Source organism: Salmonella sp. 2020_1395, assembly GCF_043848115.1.
Classification (GTDB): Bacteria; Pseudomonadota; Gammaproteobacteria; order Enterobacterales; family Enterobacteriaceae; genus Salmonella; species Salmonella enterica.
Genome location: NZ_JBCMFH010000003.1, coordinates 431,937 through 455,454 on the forward strand (window position 1 = coordinate 431,937; position 23,518 = coordinate 455,454).

General features: G+C 48.1%; 24 protein-coding genes, 2 tRNA genes, 2 rRNA genes and 7 pseudogenes. 9 read left to right on the top strand and 26 right to left on the bottom strand.

What is annotated here, in order from left to right; translation table 11 throughout:
* Positions 1 to 6: 6 nt before the first annotated feature.
* The 5 genes and pseudogenes from ACH0WD_RS07115 to ACH0WD_RS07135 all read right to left on the bottom strand — a co-directional run bounded on the left by ACH0WD_RS07115 (position 7) and on the right by ACH0WD_RS07135 (position 5,324).
* Entirely contained in the window at positions 7 to 2,517 is a 2,511-nt protein-coding gene (locus tag ACH0WD_RS07115; protein WP_000669612.1) for a fimbrial biogenesis outer membrane usher protein, read from the bottom strand.
* Positions 2,518 to 2,540: 23 nt separating this feature from the next.
* Positions 2,541 to 3,278: a pili assembly chaperone SafB gene (safB, locus tag ACH0WD_RS07120; RefSeq protein WP_001558160.1), complete on the bottom strand. Its 738-nt coding sequence runs from the start codon at positions 3,276 to 3,278 to the stop codon at positions 2,541 to 2,543.
* Between the two features lie 83 nt (positions 3,279 to 3,361).
* On the bottom strand, positions 3,362 to 3,859 hold the full coding sequence (locus tag ACH0WD_RS07125) for a Saf-pilin pilus formation protein SafA (RefSeq protein WP_000835844.1): 498 nt from the start codon (positions 3,857 to 3,859) through the stop codon (positions 3,362 to 3,364).
* Between the two features lie 722 nt (positions 3,860 to 4,581).
* Positions 4,582 to 5,193 (bottom strand): annotated as a pseudogene (locus ACH0WD_RS07130) (integrase core domain-containing protein); the annotation flags it as partial.
* Entirely contained in the window at positions 5,127 to 5,324 is a 198-nt protein-coding gene (locus tag ACH0WD_RS07135; protein ID WP_001224064.1) for a transposase, read from the bottom strand. The pseudogene ACH0WD_RS07130 and the gene ACH0WD_RS07135, both read right to left, overlap by 67 nt.
* Before the next feature lie 83 nt (positions 5,325 to 5,407).
* Between ACH0WD_RS07135 and ACH0WD_RS07140 the strand changes: the two genes are divergently transcribed.
* The gene (locus ACH0WD_RS07140) at positions 5,408 to 5,557 is read left to right on the top strand and encodes a type I toxin-antitoxin system SymE family toxin (protein WP_151273333.1); all 150 of its coding nucleotides are present in this window, start codon (positions 5,408 to 5,410) and stop codon (positions 5,555 to 5,557) included.
* Positions 5,558 to 5,688: 131 nt separating this feature from the next.
* Here ACH0WD_RS07140 and ACH0WD_RS07145 read toward each other — a convergent pair whose 3' ends face one another.
* From ACH0WD_RS07145 to ACH0WD_RS07160, 4 genes and pseudogenes are all read right to left on the bottom strand, one after another.
* Entirely contained in the window at positions 5,689 to 5,967 is a 279-nt protein-coding gene (locus ACH0WD_RS07145) for a hypothetical protein (RefSeq protein ID WP_077905764.1), read from the bottom strand.
* Between the two features lie 130 nt (positions 5,968 to 6,097).
* Positions 6,098 to 6,255, bottom strand: a pseudogene (locus ACH0WD_RS07150) (RHS repeat-associated core domain-containing protein); the annotation flags it as partial.
* A gap of 29 nt (positions 6,256 to 6,284) precedes the next feature.
* A complete protein-coding gene (locus ACH0WD_RS07155) occupies positions 6,285 to 6,752 on the bottom strand; it encodes a sugar tyrosine-protein kinase (RefSeq protein ID WP_000828177.1) in 468 nt (155 codons plus the stop codon).
* Positions 6,753 to 7,886: 1,134 nt separating this feature from the next.
* A pseudogene (locus ACH0WD_RS07160) lies at positions 7,887 to 8,059 on the bottom strand (RHS repeat-associated core domain-containing protein); the annotation flags it as partial.
* Between the two features lie 136 nt (positions 8,060 to 8,195).
* Here ACH0WD_RS07160 and ACH0WD_RS07165 point away from each other — a divergent pair.
* Positions 8,196 to 8,453: a SymE family type I addiction module toxin gene (locus tag ACH0WD_RS07165; protein WP_000994221.1), complete on the top strand. Its 258-nt coding sequence runs from the start codon at positions 8,196 to 8,198 to the stop codon at positions 8,451 to 8,453.
* A gap of 66 nt (positions 8,454 to 8,519) precedes the next feature.
* On the opposite strand, the gene ACH0WD_RS07170 is transcribed toward ACH0WD_RS07165, so the two are convergent.
* From ACH0WD_RS07170 to ACH0WD_RS07180, 3 genes and pseudogenes are all read right to left on the bottom strand, one after another.
* Positions 8,520 to 8,951, bottom strand: a complete 432-nt coding sequence (locus ACH0WD_RS07170; RefSeq protein ID WP_000778606.1) for a hypothetical protein — start codon at positions 8,949 to 8,951, stop codon at positions 8,520 to 8,522.
* A gap of 71 nt (positions 8,952 to 9,022) precedes the next feature.
* Positions 9,023 to 9,439, bottom strand: coding sequence for a DUF2195 family protein (locus ACH0WD_RS07175; RefSeq protein WP_001748027.1), 417 nt, complete (start codon positions 9,437 to 9,439; stop codon positions 9,023 to 9,025).
* Positions 9,436 to 9,810: pseudogene (locus ACH0WD_RS07180) on the bottom strand (hypothetical protein); the annotation flags it as partial. The gene ACH0WD_RS07175 and the pseudogene ACH0WD_RS07180, both read right to left, overlap by 4 nt.
* On the opposite strand from ACH0WD_RS07180, the pseudogene ACH0WD_RS07185 reads away from it, so the two are divergent.
* A pseudogene (locus ACH0WD_RS07185) lies at positions 9,794 to 9,868 on the top strand (hypothetical protein); the annotation flags it as partial. The pseudogenes ACH0WD_RS07180 and ACH0WD_RS07185 sit on opposite strands and share 17 nt — an antisense overlap.
* Positions 9,869 to 10,117: 249 nt before the next feature.
* Here ACH0WD_RS07185 and ACH0WD_RS07190 read toward each other — a convergent pair.
* From ACH0WD_RS07190 to ACH0WD_RS07200, 3 genes and pseudogenes are all read right to left on the bottom strand, one after another.
* Positions 10,118 to 10,303 (bottom strand): annotated as a pseudogene (locus tag ACH0WD_RS07190) (transposase); the annotation flags it as partial.
* A gap of 99 nt (positions 10,304 to 10,402) precedes the next feature.
* Positions 10,403 to 11,074, bottom strand: coding sequence for an ankyrin repeat domain-containing protein (locus ACH0WD_RS07195; RefSeq protein ID WP_000058649.1), 672 nt, complete (start codon positions 11,072 to 11,074; stop codon positions 10,403 to 10,405).
* A 15-nt stretch (positions 11,075 to 11,089) separates the two neighbouring features.
* Positions 11,090 to 11,575 (bottom strand): hypothetical protein, encoded by a 486-nt coding sequence (locus ACH0WD_RS07200; protein WP_000103455.1) that lies wholly within the window; start codon positions 11,573 to 11,575, stop codon positions 11,090 to 11,092.
* 341 nt (positions 11,576 to 11,916) lie between these two features.
* Between ACH0WD_RS07200 and ACH0WD_RS07205 the strand changes: the two genes are divergently transcribed.
* Together ACH0WD_RS07205 and ACH0WD_RS07210 are read left to right on the top strand one after the other, a co-directional pair.
* On the top strand, positions 11,917 to 12,153 hold the full coding sequence (locus ACH0WD_RS07205; RefSeq protein WP_130549554.1) for a hypothetical protein: 237 nt from the start codon (positions 11,917 to 11,919) through the stop codon (positions 12,151 to 12,153).
* Positions 12,154 to 12,276: 123 nt separating this feature from the next.
* A pseudogene (locus tag ACH0WD_RS07210) lies at positions 12,277 to 12,351 on the top strand (hypothetical protein); the annotation flags it as partial.
* Positions 12,352 to 12,878: 527 nt separating this feature from the next.
* On the opposite strand, the gene ACH0WD_RS07215 reads toward ACH0WD_RS07210, so the two are convergent.
* The 3 genes from ACH0WD_RS07215 to dnaQ form a co-directional block, all read right to left on the bottom strand.
* Complete coding sequence (locus tag ACH0WD_RS07215) at positions 12,879 to 13,241, bottom strand: Arm DNA-binding domain-containing protein (RefSeq protein WP_001748026.1); 363 nt, start codon at positions 13,239 to 13,241, stop codon at positions 12,879 to 12,881.
* A 162-nt stretch (positions 13,242 to 13,403) separates the two neighbouring features.
* A tRNA-Asp gene (locus tag ACH0WD_RS07220) sits at positions 13,404 to 13,480 on the bottom strand.
* A 133-nt stretch (positions 13,481 to 13,613) separates the two neighbouring features.
* Entirely contained in the window at positions 13,614 to 14,345 is a 732-nt protein-coding gene (gene dnaQ / locus ACH0WD_RS07225; protein ID WP_001670675.1) for a DNA polymerase III subunit epsilon, read from the bottom strand.
* A gap of 63 nt (positions 14,346 to 14,408) precedes the next feature.
* Here dnaQ and rnhA point away from each other — a divergent pair, with 63 nt between their 5' ends.
* The gene (gene rnhA, locus ACH0WD_RS07230) at positions 14,409 to 14,876 is read left to right on the top strand and encodes a ribonuclease HI (RefSeq protein ID WP_000917872.1); all 468 of its coding nucleotides are present in this window, start codon (positions 14,409 to 14,411) and stop codon (positions 14,874 to 14,876) included.
* On the opposite strand, the gene ACH0WD_RS07235 is transcribed toward rnhA, so the two are convergent.
* Positions 14,873 to 15,595 carry a class I SAM-dependent methyltransferase gene (locus ACH0WD_RS07235; RefSeq protein WP_000801238.1) on the bottom strand — a complete coding sequence of 241 codons (723 nt, stop codon included), beginning with the start codon at positions 15,593 to 15,595 and terminating at the stop codon, positions 14,873 to 14,875. The two genes, rnhA and ACH0WD_RS07235, sit on opposite strands and share 4 nt — an antisense overlap.
* A 34-nt stretch (positions 15,596 to 15,629) precedes the next feature.
* Between ACH0WD_RS07235 and gloB the strand changes: the two genes are divergently transcribed.
* Positions 15,630 to 16,385: a hydroxyacylglutathione hydrolase gene (gene gloB / locus ACH0WD_RS07240; RefSeq protein ID WP_001052773.1), complete on the top strand. Its 756-nt coding sequence runs from the start codon at positions 15,630 to 15,632 to the stop codon at positions 16,383 to 16,385.
* Between the two features lie 71 nt (positions 16,386 to 16,456).
* Positions 16,457 to 17,824, top strand: coding sequence for a murein transglycosylase D (gene mltD / locus ACH0WD_RS07245; protein WP_000644702.1), 1,368 nt, complete (start codon positions 16,457 to 16,459; stop codon positions 17,822 to 17,824).
* Positions 17,825 to 17,879: 55 nt separating this feature from the next.
* Here mltD and ACH0WD_RS07250 read toward each other — a convergent pair whose 3' ends face one another.
* The 3 genes from ACH0WD_RS07250 to ACH0WD_RS07260 form a co-directional block, all read right to left on the bottom strand.
* Positions 17,880 to 18,650 carry a class I SAM-dependent methyltransferase gene (locus ACH0WD_RS07250; RefSeq protein ID WP_000207217.1) on the bottom strand — a complete coding sequence of 257 codons (771 nt, stop codon included), beginning with the start codon at positions 18,648 to 18,650 and terminating at the stop codon, positions 17,880 to 17,882.
* Between the two features lie 77 nt (positions 18,651 to 18,727).
* Positions 18,728 to 19,528 carry an endonuclease/exonuclease/phosphatase family protein gene (locus tag ACH0WD_RS07255; protein ID WP_001230970.1) on the bottom strand — a complete coding sequence of 267 codons (801 nt, stop codon included), beginning with the start codon at positions 19,526 to 19,528 and terminating at the stop codon, positions 18,728 to 18,730.
* A gap of 131 nt (positions 19,529 to 19,659) precedes the next feature.
* Positions 19,660 to 20,835, bottom strand: coding sequence for an MFS transporter (locus ACH0WD_RS07260; protein WP_001127535.1), 1,176 nt, complete (start codon positions 20,833 to 20,835; stop codon positions 19,660 to 19,662).
* Between the two features lie 104 nt (positions 20,836 to 20,939).
* Between ACH0WD_RS07260 and yafC the strand changes: the two genes are divergently transcribed.
* The gene (yafC, locus tag ACH0WD_RS07265) at positions 20,940 to 21,854 is read left to right on the top strand and encodes a DNA-binding transcriptional regulator YafC (protein WP_000648535.1); all 915 of its coding nucleotides are present in this window, start codon (positions 20,940 to 20,942) and stop codon (positions 21,852 to 21,854) included.
* 21 nt (positions 21,855 to 21,875) lie between these two features.
* On the opposite strand, the gene dkgB is transcribed toward yafC, so the two are convergent.
* The 4 genes from dkgB to ACH0WD_RS07285 all read right to left on the bottom strand — a co-directional run.
* Positions 21,876 to 22,679, bottom strand: a complete 804-nt coding sequence (gene dkgB, locus ACH0WD_RS07270) for a 2,5-didehydrogluconate reductase DkgB (RefSeq protein WP_000154863.1) — start codon at positions 22,677 to 22,679, stop codon at positions 21,876 to 21,878.
* A gap of 164 nt (positions 22,680 to 22,843) precedes the next feature.
* Positions 22,844 to 22,920: transfer RNA gene (locus ACH0WD_RS07275), tRNA-Asp, on the bottom strand.
* 191 nt (positions 22,921 to 23,111) lie between these two features.
* Positions 23,112 to 23,227, bottom strand: a 5S ribosomal RNA gene (rrf, locus tag ACH0WD_RS07280).
* Positions 23,228 to 23,423: 196 nt separating this feature from the next.
* Positions 23,424 to 23,518: ribosomal RNA gene (locus ACH0WD_RS07285) — 23S ribosomal RNA — on the bottom strand; the annotation flags it as partial.

A 23,518-nucleotide genomic window follows, 5' to 3' on the forward strand; every position in this document is an offset into this window, starting at 1 on the left:
AATCGGCTATCTGCAGAGACCGCTCATTTGATACAAGCCCGCGATTCCCTTGTGGGCAGGTAGCTGGTAGTTAACCCGACATTGCTGTGCTCCCCATTTCACCGTCAGTTCGCCCTTATCCGCCAAACCAGTGAGATAAACCTGGCTATCAGTATCCACCAGAGCAGCACTGCCATCCTGCCCATTGACTGTAACCTGCGCCCCGAAAGGAATGGCGCTACCATCTTCCCGTTTCAGCGTCATCAGTGCCCTGGCCCCGATGTGAGTGTGAAACTTCGCTTCCACCACCGCCCCTTCGGTTGGCACCACGCGCACATCGGTTTGTGTGACCTCTGCGTCATCCGGTAGTCGCGACGGATCGAGGCTGACTGTATTCTCCTGATAGACGTTCAGGTTGCCCACTGTGGTGTCGCCACGAAAATCCGTCTTAACGCCAGGCCAGCCGCCAACTGGCACCCCCGAGGCCCCTGGCGCTTCAACCAGCGCCACTGAGCCTTGCAAAGGTTGCCCCAGCGTCACACCATGATGGTGGATAACTATACCTCCCGCGATATTGACTCCCATCTGGCGCATCGCCCGGCTGTAGCTATAGTCACCACCTAACAGGCCGTAAGCCCCATTCCATGCCAAGTGCAATGCGCTGTTATTACCACCACCTGGCGGGGCATCGGCACGGTAACTCTGACGCACCTCCCAATCCAGTTGCTGACTGAATGCCTCTCCGTTGACCCCCACTTGTTGCGTCTGACCACCGTGTGATGGTGAAGTCATCTGCCAACTAGCACTTACATTATTCCCCGTCCAGCGGCTTAATGGCATACTGAACCACAGGCTGGTTATGTTCTCTTTACGGTGCGCGCCATTGCGCCACAGCGTCCTGTTTTGATTCCAGTTCAATGACAGCGAGCCCCCTCCGATAGAGGTTCCCCAACTCAGTCCGTAGCTGTCATCATGACCGGGGCGATTACGCCAGTCGGTACGGGAACCGGTTAAACTCAGATTGCCCAAATGCCTCCCCCATGACTGACTCAACATCAGGGTAGTACGCGAGCTCGGCTGCAAATTTTCCCGCCACGACCATAGACGGTTGCCATTATGTCGATAACTGTCGAGCACATCGGATAGGGTGTTATAGCCCTGCGAGGCATACTGCCATCTCGTCAGAAAAAAATTTGTCCCCGTCGCAGTCAGCTGGTTGCTGTAACGCAGTCGCCAGGAGGCTCCTTGCTGTACCGCCTCCCCCTGACGCTGACTGTGTGTGTCGCTTCCATCGACAGATAAACTCCCCCACCGCCCGAGAGATCCCCCCAAACCAAGCGATGCAGCTTGATAGTGCGTTGCACTCTGTATACCGCCGTATGCAGTGAGGTTCCACGGCAGACCATACATCAACGTAGCCTGCGCGATCTGCGCCTTATCCGTTGCAGAGTCTGACGATCGGTATCGGCCCGCCAACAGGCTGTACTTCAAATATCCCTGGTGCAGTGCTATCGCCGGGGTCTGATACGGCACCACAAACATTTGTGTACTGCCATCGGCCTCCCACACGGTGACATGCAGATCACCACTACTGTCTGCTACCGACAGATCCCGCAGTGCAAACGGTCCGGGCGCCACGGTGGTGTTGTAAATGGTGTAACCATTCTGTTTGACCTCCACCCGAGCCTGCGTGCGGGCAATCCCACGCACTACCGGAGCAAACTGCCGCTCACTGTAGGGCACCATGTTGTCATCCGATGCCAACATCACACCGGTAAATGGCACACTATCAAATATCTCCCCCTGCGAAGTCTTTTGCCCCAGAGTCAGACGACTTTTTAGTGAGTACAGTCCACGCTCAGCATAGGTATATGCTGCCTGCCACTTCCCCGACTGTTGACCACTCCGCTGCCAGCTGGTCGCATTGCGGACACGCCACGCACCTATATTGATTCCCGGTTGCAGTTGTACCCAGGAAGAGTTGTCACGCCTCTCCATATCCATTTTGTAATCCGTCTGCGTTGTCCTCGCACTGTAGTTCATCAGAAACGCCGGAATACCATCATCCCAGAGATCTTCAGGAGCGATCCCCTTAAATTTCGTACGCAACGCCACCTGAGGAATACTCAGTTGCAGTTGCTGATTATTGATATCCAGTACCGCTTTAGCCTGTGGAATGGCGCTCAGATCCGCACACTCATCTGGGGTCTTTGCTGCTTTCCACAACTGAGGGTAATCTTCCGTTTTTACGCCGTAGCGTGAAAGCTGACTGACCGTCAAACAAGGAGCCAGAAAAGGCGTTCCTTGCCCATCCTTTTCCAATTTGAACACCACATCACGGGTGTCGACACGTTTACCATTCACCATCACGTCCACGCGATAAGTCCCTGGCTGTTGTACCCCCTGGTTAAAGAGCGACATATCAACCCCTTTCGCTGCATCGCCCAACATTGATGCATCGAATGTGTAAGCGTGCGCATTTGCGCAATGAACCACTCCCGCGATGAACAGTAGCAAGGCAGGTTGTTTGAACTTCATTTTCTGCCGCTAATTCCTTGAACTTATTTAAAAACGTAGTGGAACGGATGACTTTCACCACCTAAGTCTGTAATAATTTTCCACTCGACATCACCACGAGTGCCACCTGGCATATTTAGTGTTTTGTCAGCAAAGGGGGGGATATACTCAAGCCCTGTAATGGGCTTTCCCCCTACTGTGACAGAGGCTAAATTCATGTAAAACGGGGTGGGGTTCTCTACCTTAAGTTTGTTGCCCGTCTCCACCCATCTTAAATTTCCTGCAACATCTTCCGGCGTCCCCTTCACGGCATCCGGGCGGAAAATCAGCTTGTCACAGGTGCTGATGGACAAATTGAGGTCAAGGGTCGCGCCCTTAGCCTGTGTATCCGACGGTTCATTTTCGGGTGGTAGCGCCTTTATACAGACCCACTGTAAAGTTTCACGATCCGTTGGCATGTCACCACCAGTACGGATAATACGCAGTTGACTCTGCTGGTTCGCTTCTAAACGAAATAGAGGCGGCATCACCATAAAGGGGGCTGGCGAATTTTTGTCTTCTGCTTTGACTGAAGACTGAACCAAAATAGGGTAATCCTGCGGGTTGCTCACCGAGAGCGTCGCGCCGGGTGTACCAGCGTGATAAATCACCCGTGTAGCTCCCAGCTTCACGCTGAATGATTTAGTGGCTGAATTTAATTGCTGCCTGGCGGCATATACTGAAACCATAGAATTAGAGGCGAACAAAGCTACCGCCATTAAAACAAAATTAATTGTTTTCATATCAAAAATTGTAAAAGAAAAACGAAAAATTTGATGTGTATTACGCCTTAAACAAGGCGCAATACACTAATAGTTGTTTACTATTACGCCTGATATCCCACTACATCTAAAGTCAGTGGGTACGTATCAGGTGAGATATTCTGCTCCCCTATCGTAGTAATATAAAGTGGGACATTGGTATCAAAGGTGATCCACTCTCTCCCATTCCACGTTTGCCTGCCCTGACTCTTGGCCACATCCTTAGGTGATAAGCCCACAGTGATTGAGTTGCCACTATTTTTACCAGCTATTCTCCATACAATGCCAGCATTGTCCATTATCACGCCAGCCCCCCCCCTGGCCCCGAATTCTTTAACAGAAGTAGAATCAACTGTAAGCTTCGCAATAGCCGTACCTGTAGGCTCATCCCCAGCAATTAAACCCGGCACTTGATCCAACGATACGGTTAAATGTTCGGGAGCGGCAAAGTTAATATCCACTGATTTCTCTTGCACTGTGTTCGGCAAAAATGAGCCAGCATAACAACTAGCAGCCATCATGCTCAACGCACTTGCGATAATCAATTTTTTTATGCTTTTCATTTGAATAACCACCTTTTTTAAACCAAATTAAAATAATCCAGCACATCCAGAATACATAACGCCATACCAAATCTTACCGTATGGAAAAAGCCGTGGCTGGTAATAAAAGCTTGTACTTATTGGTATTTGTTACCAATTCAAATAAGTAATGTTATAAAAATCTATATATCAGAGCACCTCTTAATCTGAAAAAAATTGCGTTATTGCCAATATAAACAGTGTTGATGTTAACATCGTGTTGTCAGGGTGGAATAGAATACTAGTCAAAAAGCAATTATACCTTCCATTTACATTCAAGTGATAACATTACAATGACACCCACCACACTGGGTGTGGGAAACTTATCTTCGAAGAGAGGATAATTATCAGGCATCGTTGCAACATTGTTTATATTTAAACATACATCTCCTAACTCGACGGTAAGATTATTAGTTAACTTTTCCTCGCAGGGAAGATCTTTAATGGAAAATCTTGTTTTCCGAAACGGAAAAGCAATTATAACGCTCCAACGAGAGTCTCAACACTAAGAGCTGACTGACACAGGTCAGACTGATTATACAGGCATGAAAAAGCTCTCCCCTTCCTTTCAGTTCTTGCTGGATTATGCAAACGTCGCACCACCTCCCCGTGAACATGGCACATTAATTTGAAGCAGCTCTCATCCGGTATCGCTTTTCAGTGCAGCGAAATTCATCGCAGGTGCCCCCGTAAATAGACCCGTTTTAGTTCCATGCATTTTTAAGATTCCGGCCAGATAACGTTATTGGCGGTATTCCTTGGGTATCATATTGTTCCGCGATTCATGTGGACGTTCGCAGTTATATTCTGATAACCCTTTATCCGTAATTTACCGCACCTCATTCAGCGTTCTGAACAGATAAGAATTGAGTATTTCTGTACGGTATGTCCGGTTAAAACGCTCGATGAAAACGTTTTTCTTCGGCTTACCCGGCTGGATAAACGCCAGCTTTACTACATGTTTCTTTGCCCATTCAGCCAGTGCCAGCGAGATAACTTCCGGTCCCTTATCCATACGCAGCATGGCCGGATAACCGCGGTTGCTGTAATCCTGTCGAGTACACGGACCACTCGCAGAGCTGGCAGATTCAGATCGATTTCAATCGACAACGCTTCACGATTACAGTCATCAACAACATTGAACGTGCGAAAACGAAGCCCATAAACCAGCTCTGGTTCAGCGCTTCCGGCGTGACCAGTGGCGAGGGATTGCGTACCGGCAGCCGTTGTTTACCCTTACGGCGAAAATTCAGCTTGAGCAGACAGTAAATACGGTGGAGCCTTTTGTGATTCCACGCGTATCCCTGCCGCCGTATCCAGACTTCCAGTTGTCCCTGGTGGCTTCAGAAATACCGGCCTCCCGGTAGACATCTTTAACAGTCCGTCCGGATTCAGCCGATTTAATCACAGCGATGATCTGGTGCGCAGTAATACGGGCTTTACGCACAGCGATCTCCTGCGTTGGCAGATTGATTATGCCGGATGATCTCTAAATGTGAATGGATGCCGTAGGCGGGGTTTATTAACGGGATGCCCGTCAAGGTGCGGGTAATGAGGGATTGCATCGTGATCACGCCGCAGCATACCCACGGACTCTTTGGCTGTATTGAAGGGATGGGCGTAACCCGCATTAATAAACGGAGTGCAGAACAGTGGTTAAAAACATTTCCGGGGCGCTGAACAATACCGGAGATATTCCGGTGATTAAACGCAAAAGAACGGAACAGGAGTTAATGAGTAATTGATAATAAAAAGCCGGGAAAAGATAACCCCTCCGGCTTTTACACATTATTCATCCGGTTCCAGATGTTTTATTCCAATCCTTTTGGTTTTATTTCTGGATGTTTTTCATATAATGGATTCATTATTTTAATAAGCATTTCACCCATGATAAAACCAACCGTTTCTCGATATACATTAAATTCATCCTCATCACAACGGGACTGAACAACAGCAACAGATTCATCAAGCTCCTTACCGAATCTCAACATTAAATCACTAATTAATATAGCTGTATCCTTATCGTTAACCATATCTATTCCTGTAGTAAAAACATCAATAGCCTTGATTTCCTTTACATTCGTTAACACAATTCCAGCAAGCAAATCCGTTACTTTTTGTAGGTAAAGACATAAATAAGCATTCACTAATGCAATTATTTTCAACCATTTTTCATCTTAATAACTTGCCAGAATCACCTCTATCAGTACCACAAGTAATAAGACCAAGAAGATCACTATCTGTAATAGGATTCAGCGGATAATGATATCGGCTCCATCCCCCTTTCAGCCCTATTGGATCTACGTAATATACCTTCCCAGTCCCGGATTATAGAAACGGCGCTAGTTATAATACAGCCCCGATTCTTCATCGCATTGGGATAGGTTCTAACTGGAGTTATCACACATTAATGTAATTTAATTACCTCCCCATGTTTCCCCGCATCATCCGTATACATTGCTTGCAAGCATATTTTTTGTCCATCATTTTTAATATAATTAAATTCTTCAATTAAAGAATAGTCAATATAGTCCACTCTATAATATAACTCCACGGATTTTGAATTAATGACATTACTATATTGAAGTTTTCGCCCTTTAAATTCACCGAGTATTTTCATTTTAGTTCCCATAACTGTTAAAAAATCTTTTCTCGCAGTGGCATTTTTGAAAGAGTCACATGACAAATCATATATCTCAGCATACTCCCCTTCATTATAAAGAGAAAAAAGCTTATCAACTTCTTCTTTCGCAACTTCTCGAATAGCGCTATCATTTTTAATATTCTCTCTACCTAACCATGTAAAAAATAGAATAACGAACAACACAATCAACACCATAAATAGTAACGATAGAAAAAATCTATTTCTTTTCACTTGAATTCACCTGGTAACCAATCATATTCCTTATCCATCAGATCGAAAATCTCCGATAGACACCTCGAATGCCGGAAGCATGTGAGTTCCCCCTAGTCTCCAAATCCGGGTCCCATACTCACACCTTTTGTATATTTATAACTATCAGTTTGATCACAAGCATCTGTATAAGCCATTCCCGCAAGAAGTGCCCCATAAGAATCCCCTCCAGACTCTGATATTCCTGGTAATAAATCAGCATCAGGGGCTGATATTGTGAATAACAAACCAGCAGAAGTACCTGTACCGCTATGATCACACAATGAATAATACGCACAAACCTCTCTTTCCTTTGGGGTGTGTACTCCGGCTCCAGTTGTCCCGCCATCTGCTCCGGCGTCAGCCTCCCGTAACAGCCATACCGGTACACGTATTGCATATCTTCCGTGATGCGGTTATCCGCCTATAATGATTTCCCGGCTTTTATTCAACGAAGGATTAATAATTTCATGTACAGTCTCTGATATTCTTTACTCAGAGTTATCAGCCTATCCCCCAAAATAAATCACATATTATCTTGATTATTTTTTTAAGATTATCTCTAAACATCCCTCTTTTCGATAAAGTGGCATATAATATCCATATTATCGCGATTATACTTCCAATAATAAAGATCAACATGGATATTTTATTAATCATATACATCAAACATCAATGTCCCTATCTCTTTGATGAAATTCATTGGAGAATCCATCATGTTATGGAATTTCTCTTTACACACATCGCTAATTGATAGCTCATCTGGATCGTCAAACTGTTCACTATAAGGCAATACACCTAATAAATTTTTGCAGCACCTATCCTTGTCGGTTTCATTAAGTGATTCTGATAATCATAAATTTGCCCTGTTATATGAAGCAGTTGCCAATTTGATATTCCACGCCCCCATGCCAGAGAAACATTGCCCACTGGAGACAATATAACCAATCCATCAGCAGCAATACCTATCCCGAGTTTGGCTACCCCACTTGCGTGCAATCTTGCAGAATTAGCCGTATTTAAACTAGCCGTTAACATTTTTGCCGGATTAAATGGAAGATTATCCAGACTATTATTAGTCTCACCTATCATGCGACTACATAATTCACATGTAAACAATCCCAGCGGATCTGTATCTGTGACGGGATTCAACGGATAGTGGTAAGGATTTAATCCCCCTTTCAGCCCTGTCGGGCCTGACTGACGAACCTGCCACACTCCGGTGCATAATATCTGAACAGATTTTAATGCAGGCCCGTTTCATCGTCAAAATACGGCCCCGGTAGCCGGTTGCTCATCACCGCCCGGTGCTGGCCGGGGAGAGGGGGGCGCGGTGCCAGGATGTCGCGCCCATACTCGCTCACCCTGAGCTCCACAATCAGCCAGCATCCGGCGGAGAATTAAGAATTTATTTAGTCAGCAAATATGAATGCCTCCGGCGTCAGCGTCCGCCACATCAACAGCGAAACCTGTATAACCACCTGTTACTCACAAATCCCCAGCCAGCACCTTAAGGGTGACTGGCAGGAAGAAGCGGGATTTGAGACCGGGCGCAGCGTGACGGTGAAGATTTCACAGGGGTGTATTGTGCTAATGGCGGACGGTAACGAGGTGCAGAAGCTGTGCGAACAGCTTTATCAGGCTGAACGGGTGGTTAAGGGGTTGAAGGATGTACTGGTTTAGTGGACTGAACGGGGGTTAAATAAACAAAAAGCCGGGAAGATTTAATTTTCTTTCCGGCTTTTTAACTTATGATTCTTGTATTTCAGAAAATATCTTTTCAATTTCCTTTACATATTTATTAGGGCCGGGAATCCGAATTTTTTTTACATACTCAAGCAAATCACTCGGTCTTTTCGATAATAAATAATATTCAATCAGATGACCAATAGGAAAATTTATCTTAGGTGCTAGATTGACAATATTATCCTTGCCGCCATCTGGTTCAGTATATTTTACTTGTTTTTTTAATATATAATGCATTGTTTTAAATCTGTAATTTTCAATTAGCCATTTTATATCACATAAGGTCAATGATGCATAATTTAAAGAATCTAGTTCTATTTTTATAATAATATCTTGCACTATTGAGACTCGATCAATTTTAACTGGCATTTTCTTATCTAAATCATCAAGATAACTCAAATAAAAATCTGATCGCATAAATTCAGTTAGTTTCATTTTAAAATCCCTTATATTGAGGTGAGGATATCACCTTTAATCAGGTGGCCAAATTTACTGTGCCACTACAATTACAGCGGTGGTGTACAACGTATCATTAGCGCCAGCTTCTGGTCCCGTACAGACTGGTTATCCACCGATAATACAAAGCTGAAAGGATAACGTCCCTGCATCTTCGCCAGTGAGATATTCCCCTCCTGAAGGGAATATGCGCTTCCGCGTCCGTAACCCTCAACATCCTGCGCCAGTAAGCTGGTATAGCTGATTAATGCTGAGAAACAGCCACATTCACCGGTACTTTTTTTCAGTGTGACCGTTGTTTTCAGAATGGTAAGGTTATCCATTTCCTGACGATGAACGGGATGGATATCCACACACTCCGCCAGCGGATTATCAATGTTTACATCTGTTCCGCCCCAGACAAATACGGGCAGGAACATTCCTGCACAGGCAGACATAAACAGAACCTCTACAGCGTACTTTTTCACAGCATGTGACCTCTATTTGTTCTATCCACCAGCAGCAGCGCATCCACATACCGCCCTTCACTGTTCTGCTGCCAGAACCACCCCTGCCCCAGCGTCTTACCCGGCCAGCCCGGCCACGGCAGATAACGCACGCCCGGCAGTTCCACTACCGGTGCTTCATCCGACAGCCCGGTCAGTTCCCGGCTGCGTTGCGATGTACGTCGTAACCCGCGCAGCCACTGCGCCCACCACGGCCCCGGCTGCCACATCGCCCATAGCTGGTCCACCTGCTCCGTCAGCCGCCCGCGCCGCATCGTGTCCGGCGTGATATGCTGCGCCGCCAGCCTCGCCAGCCAGCCCTGCGTCTCCTGCAAGCTCTCGTCCAGGTTCTCGGAGGTGATCAATGAGATCCCGGTGGAGTTGCTGGAGAAGTGGGATGCCCTGGAGTGATGATGCGCATGTCTGGCGGTTCTCTGTGATTATCTGAGTAACATCAACATTACGCAGTCTGCTACTGCGCTGCATGATATTTCTGACTTACTTATATGACCTAACCCCACCTGTAGAATCGTTACTCTATTCAAAAATCATTGAAAACTTCCAGCAACAACATACTGCCATCCCCTTCAGTACGCTATTCTTCCCTCGGCCGAAGTGACTCTCCGGGTAAGGTAGTAGTTCACATAACCGGACGTTGGGCTACTGTGGCAGGCGCATCAGCACATTGTGCAGCAACTGGTGCGGGTTAATACCGGTCATCCGCGCCGTCACCAACAAGCTCATGATGGCCGCCGCGCGCTGGCTGACCTCTGAGGAACCGGCAAACAACCAGTTTTTCCGGTTCACCGCCACCGACCTGATGACGTTTTCCACCTGGTTGTTATCCTGGAGATCGCGGTAAGATTCGTCCTGTGGATTTATCACCTCTGTCAGTTGCAGCGTGTCTTTATCGTAACGGTACGACCTATTTATATTTAACTTCATTTACTGACATACATACACGTTATTAGGTATTAGTTCTGAATTATCTTTAACTAAAGAGCAACATCCTGGGATAATTGAGATAAATTCAAAACGTTTTCTCCTGATTGCAGTCATACATGCTGCCCCTTCCTTTTTACCATTATATGTTAAGGATGGGTCTGCTCCATTTTCAAGAAGCATCTTGACAAAATCCATATTATTTTTCCATATAGCTGTTTGAAGTATAGTCATTTTTGTCAAATCTATTGCATTCACATTTGCTCCACGAGAAATGAGGAAACTGGCTATCTCCTGATGCTTTTTAGTACCGTAATATGCTGCTATCATTAACGGTGTCTCGTGATATCTGCCAGTAATTCCATTTACATCTGTTTTTGCTTGATTTACAAGAAAATAAACTGCTTCAGTATTAGCATGTGTTACCGCCAAACTTAACGCGTTGTTTCTTTCCGGAATTGTTACTGACTTACATTGTTCTACATAATCAAATTTACATTGGAAATCATTCAAGCATTTCTCACAGAAAAACCATCGTTCCTTTAACTCATCTACAGATGCAATAGAACCCGCTATTAAGCCTAATCGAAAGTCATGTTGGTTATCATCTCCATATAAATCACATACAGTCATAATATATGCCAATATAAATAAAACCACTAATCTCAAGGACATGGTTACACCTTTTTATTATTCGGCACCAGCTTGTGCATCATTATAAGCACCTTTACCGAAGGTCCCCACTGCGACCCGATAAGCAGCAGAAGTAATTAAACATTGAGTATAAATATCATTATATCGTGGATCTTCACTTTTCAGTACACCACATGCTAACGCAATGTCATTGCCTAAATTAACATCACAAGTTATTTTATCACTGCCTTTAGTCGCATAGCATTTATCATGATTTCGACAGGCATCCATGAAATTAACCCCCCATAATCCATCAGGAACAAACCAGTCGGATCCCTCTGTCTCATTACCCTGCCAGATTTTCAGGTACGCCATTTTTTCGAGGATCTGAGAGAACTCAATGCTGTGCAGTTGCTGGCTAACCAGTGAGATATCGAGAGTAAACAGTGAGGAATAAGACTGACTCAGATGGAAGGAAACCACAGCAAACACATCGGGCGGTAAGCCATCCACCTCCAGCGTGAAACGTAATCCTGTTGACATAAAAAGCTCCCTGAATAAATATTTCCGGGAATATCGCAATATGGCTGATATATTATCTACGAAAAACCGGATAAATCATTAATTTCACTGATGAATTGAAATCCATTTAAAAACTTATGTTCATCTAATCCTGTGACTGAAATCAACTTATGAAAGATAGTTATTTATATTTATCAAAAAGTAACTTAAGATTTCCTTAAGTTATGTATATAAATACATGCTCGTATCTTGATATAAAACCTGACGGATTTCTGCAAATTACTTCCTGTCCGGTATACCTTTTATCTGTACCTGCAAGCTCAGGCACCAGAATTGCCTCCTGAACTACCTTCGTGACCACAATGGCGCATCTGCATCTTTTTTGTGCCGTGCGTTCATCCCGTTGTTTTGTTGAAAGCCTGACCGTGAATGTCCTCTCAGCGATCGCGTTCTGTTCCGTACCTGAATTCACCGGACTTTGTAACAACTACCTCGCCCTGACGCAGATGCTTGCGGAAGCACAGCAGTGTGCCGGTGGAAAACGCCCTAAAAACTTATCTGCTGCACATTCAGTTTTCCCTCTTCTGCATTATCCATAACGGTATACACTCCCTCCCGTAACACGCTGTCGTGGACAGCTCCTGCGCTCAGACCTGGAAGAAGCGCCTGATTTATCAGCGATGAAGCAGGCGGGCGGCGCGCACAAAACGGTCAGCGATCGCATGGCGCTGGCGGAGCGTTTTTGCAAACGGCTGGTGACAGAACTGAACGTGCAGATCCGCAATGTCAGGCACCTGAACGCGCGGCATATCGAGGATTACATCCGCCACCGACTGGCGCAGGGATTCGGTCAAAAAGAGGCGCTGGCCATGGTGGCGATGGAGCTGGGGCACGGTGACGGACGCGGGCGGTATGTGGCGCAGGTGTACAGGTTACGTGGGGAGGGCTGACGGCTGATAGCCTGTACCTTGTATATATTCGGTGATCAATCGGTTTTCGTACAAAAATTTTTGAGGGCAAAATTTTTGTACTATTTTCTATCAGTGAATGCAATATCAAAAGGTATAAACTATCACCGTGTTAATATTTTGTGATTTTATTCCCTTACAGGCTGGCGCAGACAACGGCTTTATGGCGTACCTCCTGACCGTTGTTACTGCGTTACGCAGTAACGGGAATAAAACGACTGCGCCACGAAAGGGAAAAGGGCCGCAGGGCAAAGGATCATTAAGGGTAATTGTGCCAGCCCGGAAAGGCCAAAGGGCTTAAAGGGTAAAACTGGTGCAGTTCAGTGCTTATTTTCTGGAGATCTGGCGCAGTGCTTTTATATTATTACCCGACAATGGATATGACCGGGTAATATATTCTGGTGCAGTTCACTGGCGATATGTTGCAGTGTCCGGGAAGGATCGGCGGCGACTTTCTCCGCCACGCGCTGTAAGGCGGGGTGCACGTTTTCAGCCAGCATCCGGCGGACTTCTTCGCGCTTCTCGCGGGCAGCAGCAAGCGTCACAGCAGGATATACGCCAAAGGCAATACGGGTTTCTTTACCGCCGAAACGATAACGAAGATACCAGTGTTTTGCGCCGCCGGGTTTGACAAGGATATACAGCCCACCGGAATCGATGACTTTGTAGGGTTTATCGAGGGATTTTAATGCGCGGATTTTCGGATCGGTTAATGCCATTAGGGGTCACTCCTTTATCGAACCGGACAGACCCCCTATTTGACCCGCTTTTACACCGAATGCGCAGGGAAAACTAAAAACGCACTGGGATGGTTTTTCGGTCTAACCCCATGATATCGCTGACAAATCAGCGACGTCCTGGAACACCGAAAAACAAGTAAGTGGCGGAACGGACGGGACTCGAACCCGCGACCCCCTGCGTGACAGGCAGGTATTCTAACCAACTGAACTACCGCTCCGTGATGTTCCCGCTGGGAACGAGGCGAATATTACGGTTTGCGGTGTCGCCCGTCAACGCTTTTTCTCACCTTTTGAATCAGTTGCTGCAAAAATCGCCCGAAGGATGATTTTTATAGCCTAAAAAGGAATAAATTACGCCCGCCAAAGGCAACTTCCGCCCTTTTTCTGCACCAGATCAAGCCGCGATTCATGCGCAGCCAGCTCTTCCTCAGAGGCAAAAACGACCCGTAACCGGCTGGCCTGGCGAACGATTCGCTGAATGGTCGCTTCACCTTGCTGCCGTTGCGTCTCTCCTTCCATCGCAAACGTCATGGACGTTTGCCCGCCCGTCATCGCCAGATACACTTCGGCAAGGATCTGGGCATCGAGCAATGCGCCGTGCAAAGTACGTTTGCTATTATCTATCTCATAACGCGAACACAGCGCATCAAGGCTGTTACGCTTGCCGGGGAACATTTTCCGCGCCAACGCCAGGCTGTCGGTAACTTTGCAGAAAGTATTGGTTTTAGGAATATCGCGTTTAAGCAGACCAAACTCATAATCCATAAAGCCGATATCGAACGATGCGTTATGGATGACCAGCTCCGCGCCGCGGATATAATCGAGAAACTCATCGACCACATCAGCAAAAACCGGCTTATCCAGCAGAAACTCATCGGCAATACCGTGTACGCCAAACGCTTCCGGATCCACCAGCCGATCCGGCTTCAGGTAAACATGAAAATTGTTGCCGGTCAGACGACGGTTTATCACCTCAACCGCACCGATCTCAATAATCTTGTGACCTTCATAGTGCGCGCCTATCTGGTTCATACCGGTGGTTTCGGTATCGAGGACAATCTGTCGTGTAATTGCAGTGCTCATATCGGTCATTTATGTCAGACTTGCGTTTTGTTATCGATTTCAATTACAGGAAGTCTACCAGAGATGCTTAAACAGGTAGAAATTTTCACCGATGGCTCTTGCCTGGGGAATCCAGGGCCTGGTGGTTATGGCGCTATCTTACGCTATCGCGGTCATGAAAAAACGTTTAGTGAAGGTTACACGCTGACCACCAATAACCGTATGGAACTGATGGCGGCGATCGTCGCGCTTGAAGCGTTAAAAGAACATTGCGAAGTGACATTGAGCACCGACAGCCAATATGTGCGGCAAGGAATTACCCAATGGATTCATAACTGGAAGAAACGCGGCTGGAAAACTGCGGAAAAGAAACCCGTAAAAAATGTCGATCTGTGGAAACGTCTCGATGCTGCGTTAGGTCAGCATCAGATCAAATGGGTATGGGTCAAAGGCCATGCAGGCCATCCCGAAAACGAGCGTTGTGATGAACTGGCGCGCGCCGCGGCAATGAATCCCACGCAGGAAGATAGTGGCTACCAGGCGGAAGCTTAGCCATCCGGTTTGCGATATTGCCGGGTGGCGCCAACGGTCTGGCGGATAGGGGTTTTACTTTTATTATGTCGCAGCGGATTAAGCGTAAGCGGAATGGTCCGCTTACGGGCCACAATAAGCTGTAAACAGCCCAGCGCCGGGATATGCGTATTTAAAAGCCGCCCCCCCTGCTTTTTCCAGGGTAAGACATGAAAACGGCTATAATGTAGCACTTCAAAATTGAGTAAAGACAGCCAGTCCAGTTGCCGCATAAGGGTAAACATCCGACTATTATAGGGCGGTGTTTTACGTAAAACAGGTACCAGTTTACGTAACCCCATCAAACTCAGCGGGTTAAATCCACTGATGACCAGCCAACCGTCATCAATCAATACGCGGTCGGCTTCCCGCAATAAACGGTGCGGGTCGGTACACCACGGCAAAGTATGCGCCAGCAGACAAACATCGACGGATTTATCTGCAAAAGGAAGGTGTAGCGGATCGGCCAGAACCTGCATCGGTGAGCCCTGCGATGAAACATTCACTTGATGGGAGACCGCGCACGCTTCGGAATTGATTTCTGCGCTTAAATTACCGATTTTAAGCAAATGGAAACCATACATTTTTGCAAACCACGGATTTAGCTGCTGTTCCAGCGCCTCACGGTAGTAATTGCCCCAGGGCAACTCACCCCAACATCCGGGCGCAACGACAGTTTGAGAGAGCCTTGCCGGTTTCATCGCAACCTTCCGCTAATTATTTGAGAGGTAATATATGAATCTTAACAGTATTCCCGCGTTTCAGGACAATTACATCTGGGTGCTGACCAATGATGAAGGCCGCTGTGTGATTGTTGATCCCGGCGAAGCGGCCCCCGTCTTAAAGGCCATTGCTGAACATAAGTGGATGCCGGAGGCGATTTTTCTGACGCATCACCATCACGACCATGTTGGCGGAGTCAAAGAGCTGTTGCAACACTTCCCGCAAATGACGGTTTATGGACCGGCGGAAACACAAGACAAGGGAGCAACCCATCTTGTTGGCGATGGCGATACTATTCGCGTTTTAGGCGAGAAATTTACTCTTTTTGCCACGCCGGGCCACACGTTAGGACACGTCTGTTACTTTAGCCATCCTTACTTATTCTGCGGCGACACGCTGTTCTCTGGCGGCTGTGGTCGACTGTTTGAAGGCACGCCATCACAGATGTATCAGTCACTTATGAAAATTAATTCTCTGCCTGACGACACACTCATTTGCTGCGCTCACGAATACACTTTAGCTAACATTAAGTTCGCATTGAGCATACTTCCGCACGATTCGTTCATAAATGAATATTATCGTAAAGTTAAAGAGTTACGTGTAAAAAAACAAATGACATTACCCGTTATTCTTAAAAATGAGCGTAAGATTAATCTTTTTTTAAGAACTGAAGATATTGATTTAATTAACGAAATAAACAAAGAAACAATATTGCAACAACCAGAAGCGCGTTTTGCATGGTTAAGGTCAAAGAAAGACACGTTCTGATAATTCTTACTTGTCATTCGCTAACTTCGCCGTTATGATCGGTCGTCTTTTAAGCAACTATTGACACACACATGAAGGCAAAAGCGATATTACTCGCCTCTGTCCTGCTTGTGGGGTGCCAGACGTCTCAGAACACTGGCAACGTCCAACAGCACGCACAGAGCCTTTCTGCAGCTGGTCAAGGGGAAGCAGGAAAGTTTACGAGTCAGGCACGATGGATGGACGACGGAACGTCTATCGCGCCAGATCAGGACTTGTGGGCTTTCATTGGCGACGAGCTAAAGATGGGAATTCCGGAAAACAGCCGGATTCGCGAACAGAAACAGAAGTATTTACGCAATAAGAGCTATCTCCACGATGTAACTTTACGGGCAGAGCCGTATATGTACTGGATAGCGGGGCAGGTTAAGAAACGTAACATGCCTATGGAGCTGGTACTACTACCCATAGTGGAGAGCGCTTTTGATCCTCACGCAACGTCTGGCGCCAATGCCGCAGGCATCTGGCAGATCATACCGAGCACAGGGCGCAATTATGGTTTAAAGCAGACCCGTAATTATGACGCGCGTCGCGATGTTGTAGCCTCTACGACCGCCGCGTTAGACATGATGCAGCGTCTGAACAAAATGTTTGACGGCGACTGGCTGTTAACCGTTGCAGCGTATAACAGCGGCGAAGGCCGTGTTATGCGGGCAATTAAAGCAAACAAAGCGCGTGGAAAACCGACGGATTTCTGGTCGCTTTCTTTGCCCAGAGAAACGAAACTCTACGTACCTAAGATGCTGGCATTGAGTGAAATTCTCAAAAACAGCAAACGCTACGGCGTACGTCTGCCAACAACAGATGAAAGCCGAGCGCTGGCACGAGTTCGTTTAAACAGTCCAGTTGAAATGGCGCAGGTTGCGGATATGGCGGGCATGTCTATCAGCAAGCTGAAGGCGTTTAATGCCGGTGTAAAAGGGTCTACCTTAGGCGTAAGCGGTCCGCAATATGTTATGGTGCCCAAAAAGCATGCCGAGCAGTTGCGTGAGTCGCTGGCTTCCGGTGAGATTGACGCCGTTCAGTCCCAACTGATCGCCGACAATACGCCGTTGAATAGCCGTAGCTATAAGGTGCGCTCTGGCGATACACTTTCCGGTATTGCTTCGCGGCTTGGCGTAAGCACGAAGGACTTGCAGCAGTGGAACAACCTGCGTGGTTCGCGCCTGAAAATCGGGCAAAGCCTGACCGTAGGCGCTGGCAGCAGCGCGCAACGACTGGCAAACAATAGCGATAGCATTACCTATCGTGTCCGTAAAGGCGATTCGCTTTCCAGTATCGCCAGACGTCACGGGGTGAACATCAAAGATGTAATGCGCTGGAACCATGATACGGATAATCTACAACCGGGCGATCAGCTTACGTTGTTTGTGAAGGACAATAGCACGCCAGACTCCTGATATTGTCCGACGAAAAAGCCAAAAGGCGCCGCTTCCCCCGGCGCCTTTTAAATTGCTATACCGCTTTATGCGCTTCCAGCATGATAGTATCGCTGCTAAACGAGCCGTCATCCTGCAACTCAAAATAACGCTTCACCTCTGCCGGTGCGCTCCCCTGATATAATCGAATCGCCTCAACCAACGGCGCTGGCGTACGCATCCGCGTTACCCATGAGCGAAACTCCAGCGATAAACGATCGGTTATCACGGTATTCGTTACCAGCATCGCGTTATTGACCATCGCCAGCCATTCACCACTGGAATAGTTACGGACATGCGACGTGTCGCGTAACGCCTCCACCGTTTGCAGCCAGATATCGCGTACAGGATGTCCAGGCGACATGACATCCATGATAATCAGCACGCCGCCGGGTTTTAATACACGATAAACCTCATGCAATGCCTGACCAACGTCGTGCCAGTGATGCGCGGAATAGCGGCTAATCACCACCTCAAACGATGCATCTTCAAAGGGCAGTTTTTCGGCATAGCCTTGGCGGAGAGTAATATTACTTAAATGTCTTTCTTCCGCTGCTCCAGCGACAACCTCAAGCATGCTGGCGGATAAATCGTATGCCACGACCGAGTTGGCATGTTGCGCAGCGACAAAACTCGCGTGTCCAGCCCCACATCCCATATCCAGTACGTTCGCGTGGGAAAAATCAGACAGCCTTTGCGCCAGCCGCGCTAAGTCACGACCCGCTGCGTGAACGGCGCTATGTAAATAGGCGTTCGCCTGTGAACCAAACTGCTTTTCAACATTGTCATGGTGGGAATGCGTTGTCATGGTAGTGCCCTTCTGTTATGAGAAAAATAGAGGGCAGCACCCGCAGAGGCCTGCCCCACGGCAGACCTGACTCACCTTTATTGCTCAGGTTTGCCGGGACTGAATTCAACGAGTAGCGGATTGTGATCGGAAGCGCGCGTCACCAGTACGGAGGCTTCATTCACGTTTAAACCACGATAAAAAACAAAATCCAGCGGTCGTCCAAACGCACGACGGCGCTGATCGTCAGTGAAACGCACCTGGCGCAGCGACATCTCACGTGCAAAGCGGTACAACGCATTCATACGTGGGCGGCTCCAGGCATTAAAATCACCCGCCATAATGACAGGGCCGCTATGGTGCGCAATCTGGTCGCCGATCGGAAGTAACTGCTTACTGTACACGTCCACGCCCAGACTAAAATTTACCGCATGAACATTTACTACCATTAATAAACGGGTATCCGGCAAGGGATATACCGTCACCAGGGCTGATTTCGCCAAACGTAAAATCGGTTCTCTTTCCCGTAAAGGGCAGCAGTAAACAGGATGGGCGGCAGACAGCGTCATGACGCCAGACGGATGCTGAGGTAGTACAAAAGCGGGAACCTGGTCGGCGGCAAGATAGTTAGCGGTGGCAAACTGTACCAGTTCAGGCGTCGTCTGTGCCTCCTGCAACAGGACCAGATGCGCATCTTTGCCGTAGTTCTTCAGCACCGATAACCATTCGGCTCGCTGCTGCTTGAATATATTCCACACGAGGATACGGATCCGCTCTTCACTGCTTAGCGGTTCCCCGGCGGGCAATGCCTGGCCGATGCTCGCAAACGACCCTGGCGGCAAAATCCGCTCGGCGGGCTGTCCGGCAACATAGCGCATCGCATAGGTATTTTTTCGCACTTTTGACTTTCAAACCTCTGTAACGTCAACCAGTCCTCAACCGGACTGGTTCTTCTGTTATAGGGATTTTAGCACTCACTTTCAACGAACAATTGCAGTTTGTTTTGTAAGTAGGCGCTTACATCAATAATTTACTCCAGAGCAATGCGTACAGGTTTATCAAGACGTCCGCTGACACCCATCAGCAGGAAAGCCACCAGAACAATGAGGGCGCCAATCCACGGCGTCTGCGCCAAACCGTAATGCGCCACCGTTTGCCCGCCAATCACGGAGCCCAGCGCAATACCAATGTTAAACGCCGCAATGTTCAGACCTGACGCCACATCTACCGCATTAGGCGTGAATTGTTCCGCTTTCTGTACCACGTAGACCTGCAACCCCGGTACGTTACCGAAGGCAAAGATCCCCATCACCAGAATGGTAGCCAGCGCGGCATACTGCGTGGAGGCCGTCACCTGGAAGACCATCAGCAGAACAAACAGCGCGGCGAAAATGAATTTCAGCGCCGGCACGGCGCCATGCTTATCCGCCAGTTTACCGCCCCAGATATTGCCGATAGCCACTGATACGCCATACCCCAGTAAGATCCAGCTTACCGCTGCCGGGGAGAATCCCGCCAGATCCTGCATCATTGGCGCCAGGAAGGTGAATGCCGTGAATACCCCGCCGTAGCCCAGCGCCGTAACGGCGTAAATCAGCAGCAGACGAGGATGAGTCAGTACTTTCACCTGGTCACGAATGCTGGCGGCCGCCCGACCGGGAATATTGGCAGGGATCAGCAGTTGACTGCTCATCAGCGCAATCACGCCTAACAGTGATACCGCAAGGAAGGTCTCACGCCAGCCAAAATGCTGACCGATAAATGTGCCCAGCGGAACGCCCGTGACCAGCGCTACCGTTAAACCACCAAACATAATAGCGATCGCAGAAGCCGCTTTCTCTTTTGGCACCAGACTTGTCGCGATGGTAGATCCAATCGAGAAGAACACGCCGTGCGCCAGGCCCGTCAGCAGACGGGCGACGATTAATGTCATATAGCCCGGTGCCTGCCATGCCAGCAAATTCCCCGCCGTAAACAAGACCATCAGCGCGACCAGTAACTGTTTACGCGGCAGGCGTCCGGTCAGCGCGGTTAGCACCGGCGCGCCAATAGCCACACCCAGCGCATAGATTGAAACCAGCATTCCGGCGGAAGGTAACGAGATAGCCAGTTGTTGAGCAATGGTCGGCACCAGGCCGACAATCACAAACTCAGTCGTGCCAATAGCGAAGGCACTTATAGTCAGTGCAAATAAAGCGAGAGGCATACATAACTCCATAACAGCAGTAATCAGATGACACGCAGTATGCCTGGATGTTTTAATGACAAAAATAGCCAAAATATCAATTTAATTTTGCTTCAGGAGCAAAAATGAAAGCCACCTCCGAAGAACTCGCAATTTTTGTCGCTGTCGTGGAAAGCGGCAGCTTCAGCCGGGCGGCAGAGCAGCTTGGACAGGCCAATTCCGCTGTCAGCCGGGCAGTTAAAAAGCTGGAGATGAAGCTCGGCGTCAGTCTGCTTAATCGTACGACCCGACAGCTGAGCCTGACTGAAGAAGGAGAGCGATACTTCAGGCGCGTGCAGCAGATACTGCAAGAAATGGCCGCCGCAGAAACGGAAATCATGGAGTCGCGTAATACCCCGCGCGGCTTACTGCGTATCGATGCGGCAACGCCGGTAATGCTGCATTTCCTGATGCCGCTGATTAAACCTTTTCGTGAACGGTATCCGGAAATAACGTTGTCTCTTGTCTCCTCAGAAACGTTCATCAATCTTATTGAACGAAAAGTGGATGTTGCGATACGCGCAGGCACGTTGACAGATTCAAGTCTGCGCGCGCGTCCGTTATTTACCAGTTATCGTAAGATTATCGCCTCACCGGATTATATTGCCCGTTTTGGCAAGCCAGAGACCGTTGAAGAGTTAAAACGGCATCTGTGCCTGGGGTTCTCAGAACCTGTTTCGCTCAATACCTGGCCGATTGCCTGTAGCGACGGGCAGCTCCATGAGATCAAATGTGGGATTTCTTCCAATAGCGGGGAAACGTTAAAACAACTTTGCCTGAACGGTAACGGCATTGCATGTCTTTCAGATTATATGATTGATAAAGAGATCGCGTGGGGAGAACTGGTGGAACTGCTGGCCGATAAACGTCTGCCGGTAGAAATGCCTTTCAGCGCCGTTTACTACAGCGATCGCGCCGTCAGCACACGCATTCGGGCATTTATCGACTTTTTGAGCGAATATATAAGAACAGCCCCCGCAGGAGCTGTGAAAGAGGGGTAAAGGGTACAAAGGGTCAGGCAATTAATCCCACTCAGGGGCCAGTCCTTCCGGGCTAACCAGACGATCGTTGCAGTCCAGTGCCGCGATCGCATTTTTATCTTCGGCATCCAGATGCAGGTCCTGCGCCAGCAGGTTGCTTGCCAGGTTTTCGCGCCTGGTGGATGAAGGGATCACCGAGTAACCTTCACCCATTGCCCATGCCAGAATAACCTGCGCCGGGGTCGCATTATGTTTAGCCGCAATGCGCGCAATCACTTCATCTTTCAGCGCTTTACCGTATGCCAGCGTCATGTAAGAGGTGATATGGATACCGTGCGCTTTCGCCCAGTCAACCACCTTACGATTCTGCAGATACGGAGATAGCTCAATCTGGTTGGTGGCGATATGGTCTGCGCCCACCGCGGCAATAGCCTTTTCCATCAACGGAATGGTGAAGTTTGAAATGCCAATTTCGCGAGTCAGCCCTTGTTTTTTAGCTTCCAGCAATGCCTGCATAAATTCTTCGACAGGCACGGCATCACCCGGAGATGGCCAGTGGATCAGCGTCAGATCGACATAATCGGTACGCAGTTTTTTCAGGCTCTCTTTCAGGCTTGGGATTAGCTTGTCTTTGCTAAGATTTTCAATCCAGATCTTGGTGGTGATGTACAGCTCATTACGCGGTACGCCGCTCTCAGCAATCGCCTGTCCAACAGCCGCTTCATTATCATAGATTTGCGCAGTGTCGACAGCACGGTAGCCTAGTTCAAGCGCCGTTTTAACAGAAGCGATAACCACGTCGTCTTTCAGGCGAAAAGTACCTAAACCGAATGCAGGGATAGTCATAGAATTCCTCTTTTTAATCACTATGTTCGTTAACTGAGGGGATTATGACCTTCAGCGCTTTGCAGAAAAAGAGCGAGAAATGCAGAGGATTTTTGCGAATTGAGCAATAATTAAATGACATGCAAAGAAAAAGCCCTGAGCTAATGCTCAGGGCTCTTAATAAGTGGCGGAACGGACGGGACTCGAACCCGCGACCCCCTGCGTGACAGGCAGGTATTCTAACCAACTGAACTACCGCTCCACCGAATTTCTTTGTCACAACCCGGATTTTCATCCTGGTTTACTGCAATTTGATGCCTGGCAGTTTATGAATCACTTCGTGATTCACCCTTCGGGCCGTTGCTTCGCAACATTCAAAAGCTTTCGCTTTTGTCCTACTCTCTGTCGAGTAGTGAACTGCCTCGAAAGTTAATGCCATACTTCTAATTTGATGCCTGGCAGTTCCCTACTCTCGCATGGGGAGACCCCACACTACCATCGGCGCTACGGCGTTTCACTTCTGAGTTCGGCATGGGGTCAGGTGGGACCACCGCGCTACTGCCGCCAGGCAAATTCTTTGTGCTCTGTACGCAATTCTTTATCGCATCAGCTGCGTTGCCTGCGCTCGTAAAGTCAGTCACATACTTCTGTATGCTCCTTCCTTTCCTTCGCTTGCCGCCTTGCTGCTGCGCAAATTATTGCGTACTCAACTCTGAATCAGTGCTGAAAATCGTCTCTCATCCGCCAAAACATCTTCGGCGTTGTAAGGTTAAGCCTCACGGTTCATTAGTACCGGTTAGCTCAACGCATCGCTGCGCTTACACACCCGGCCTATCAACGTCGTCGTCTTCAACGTTCCT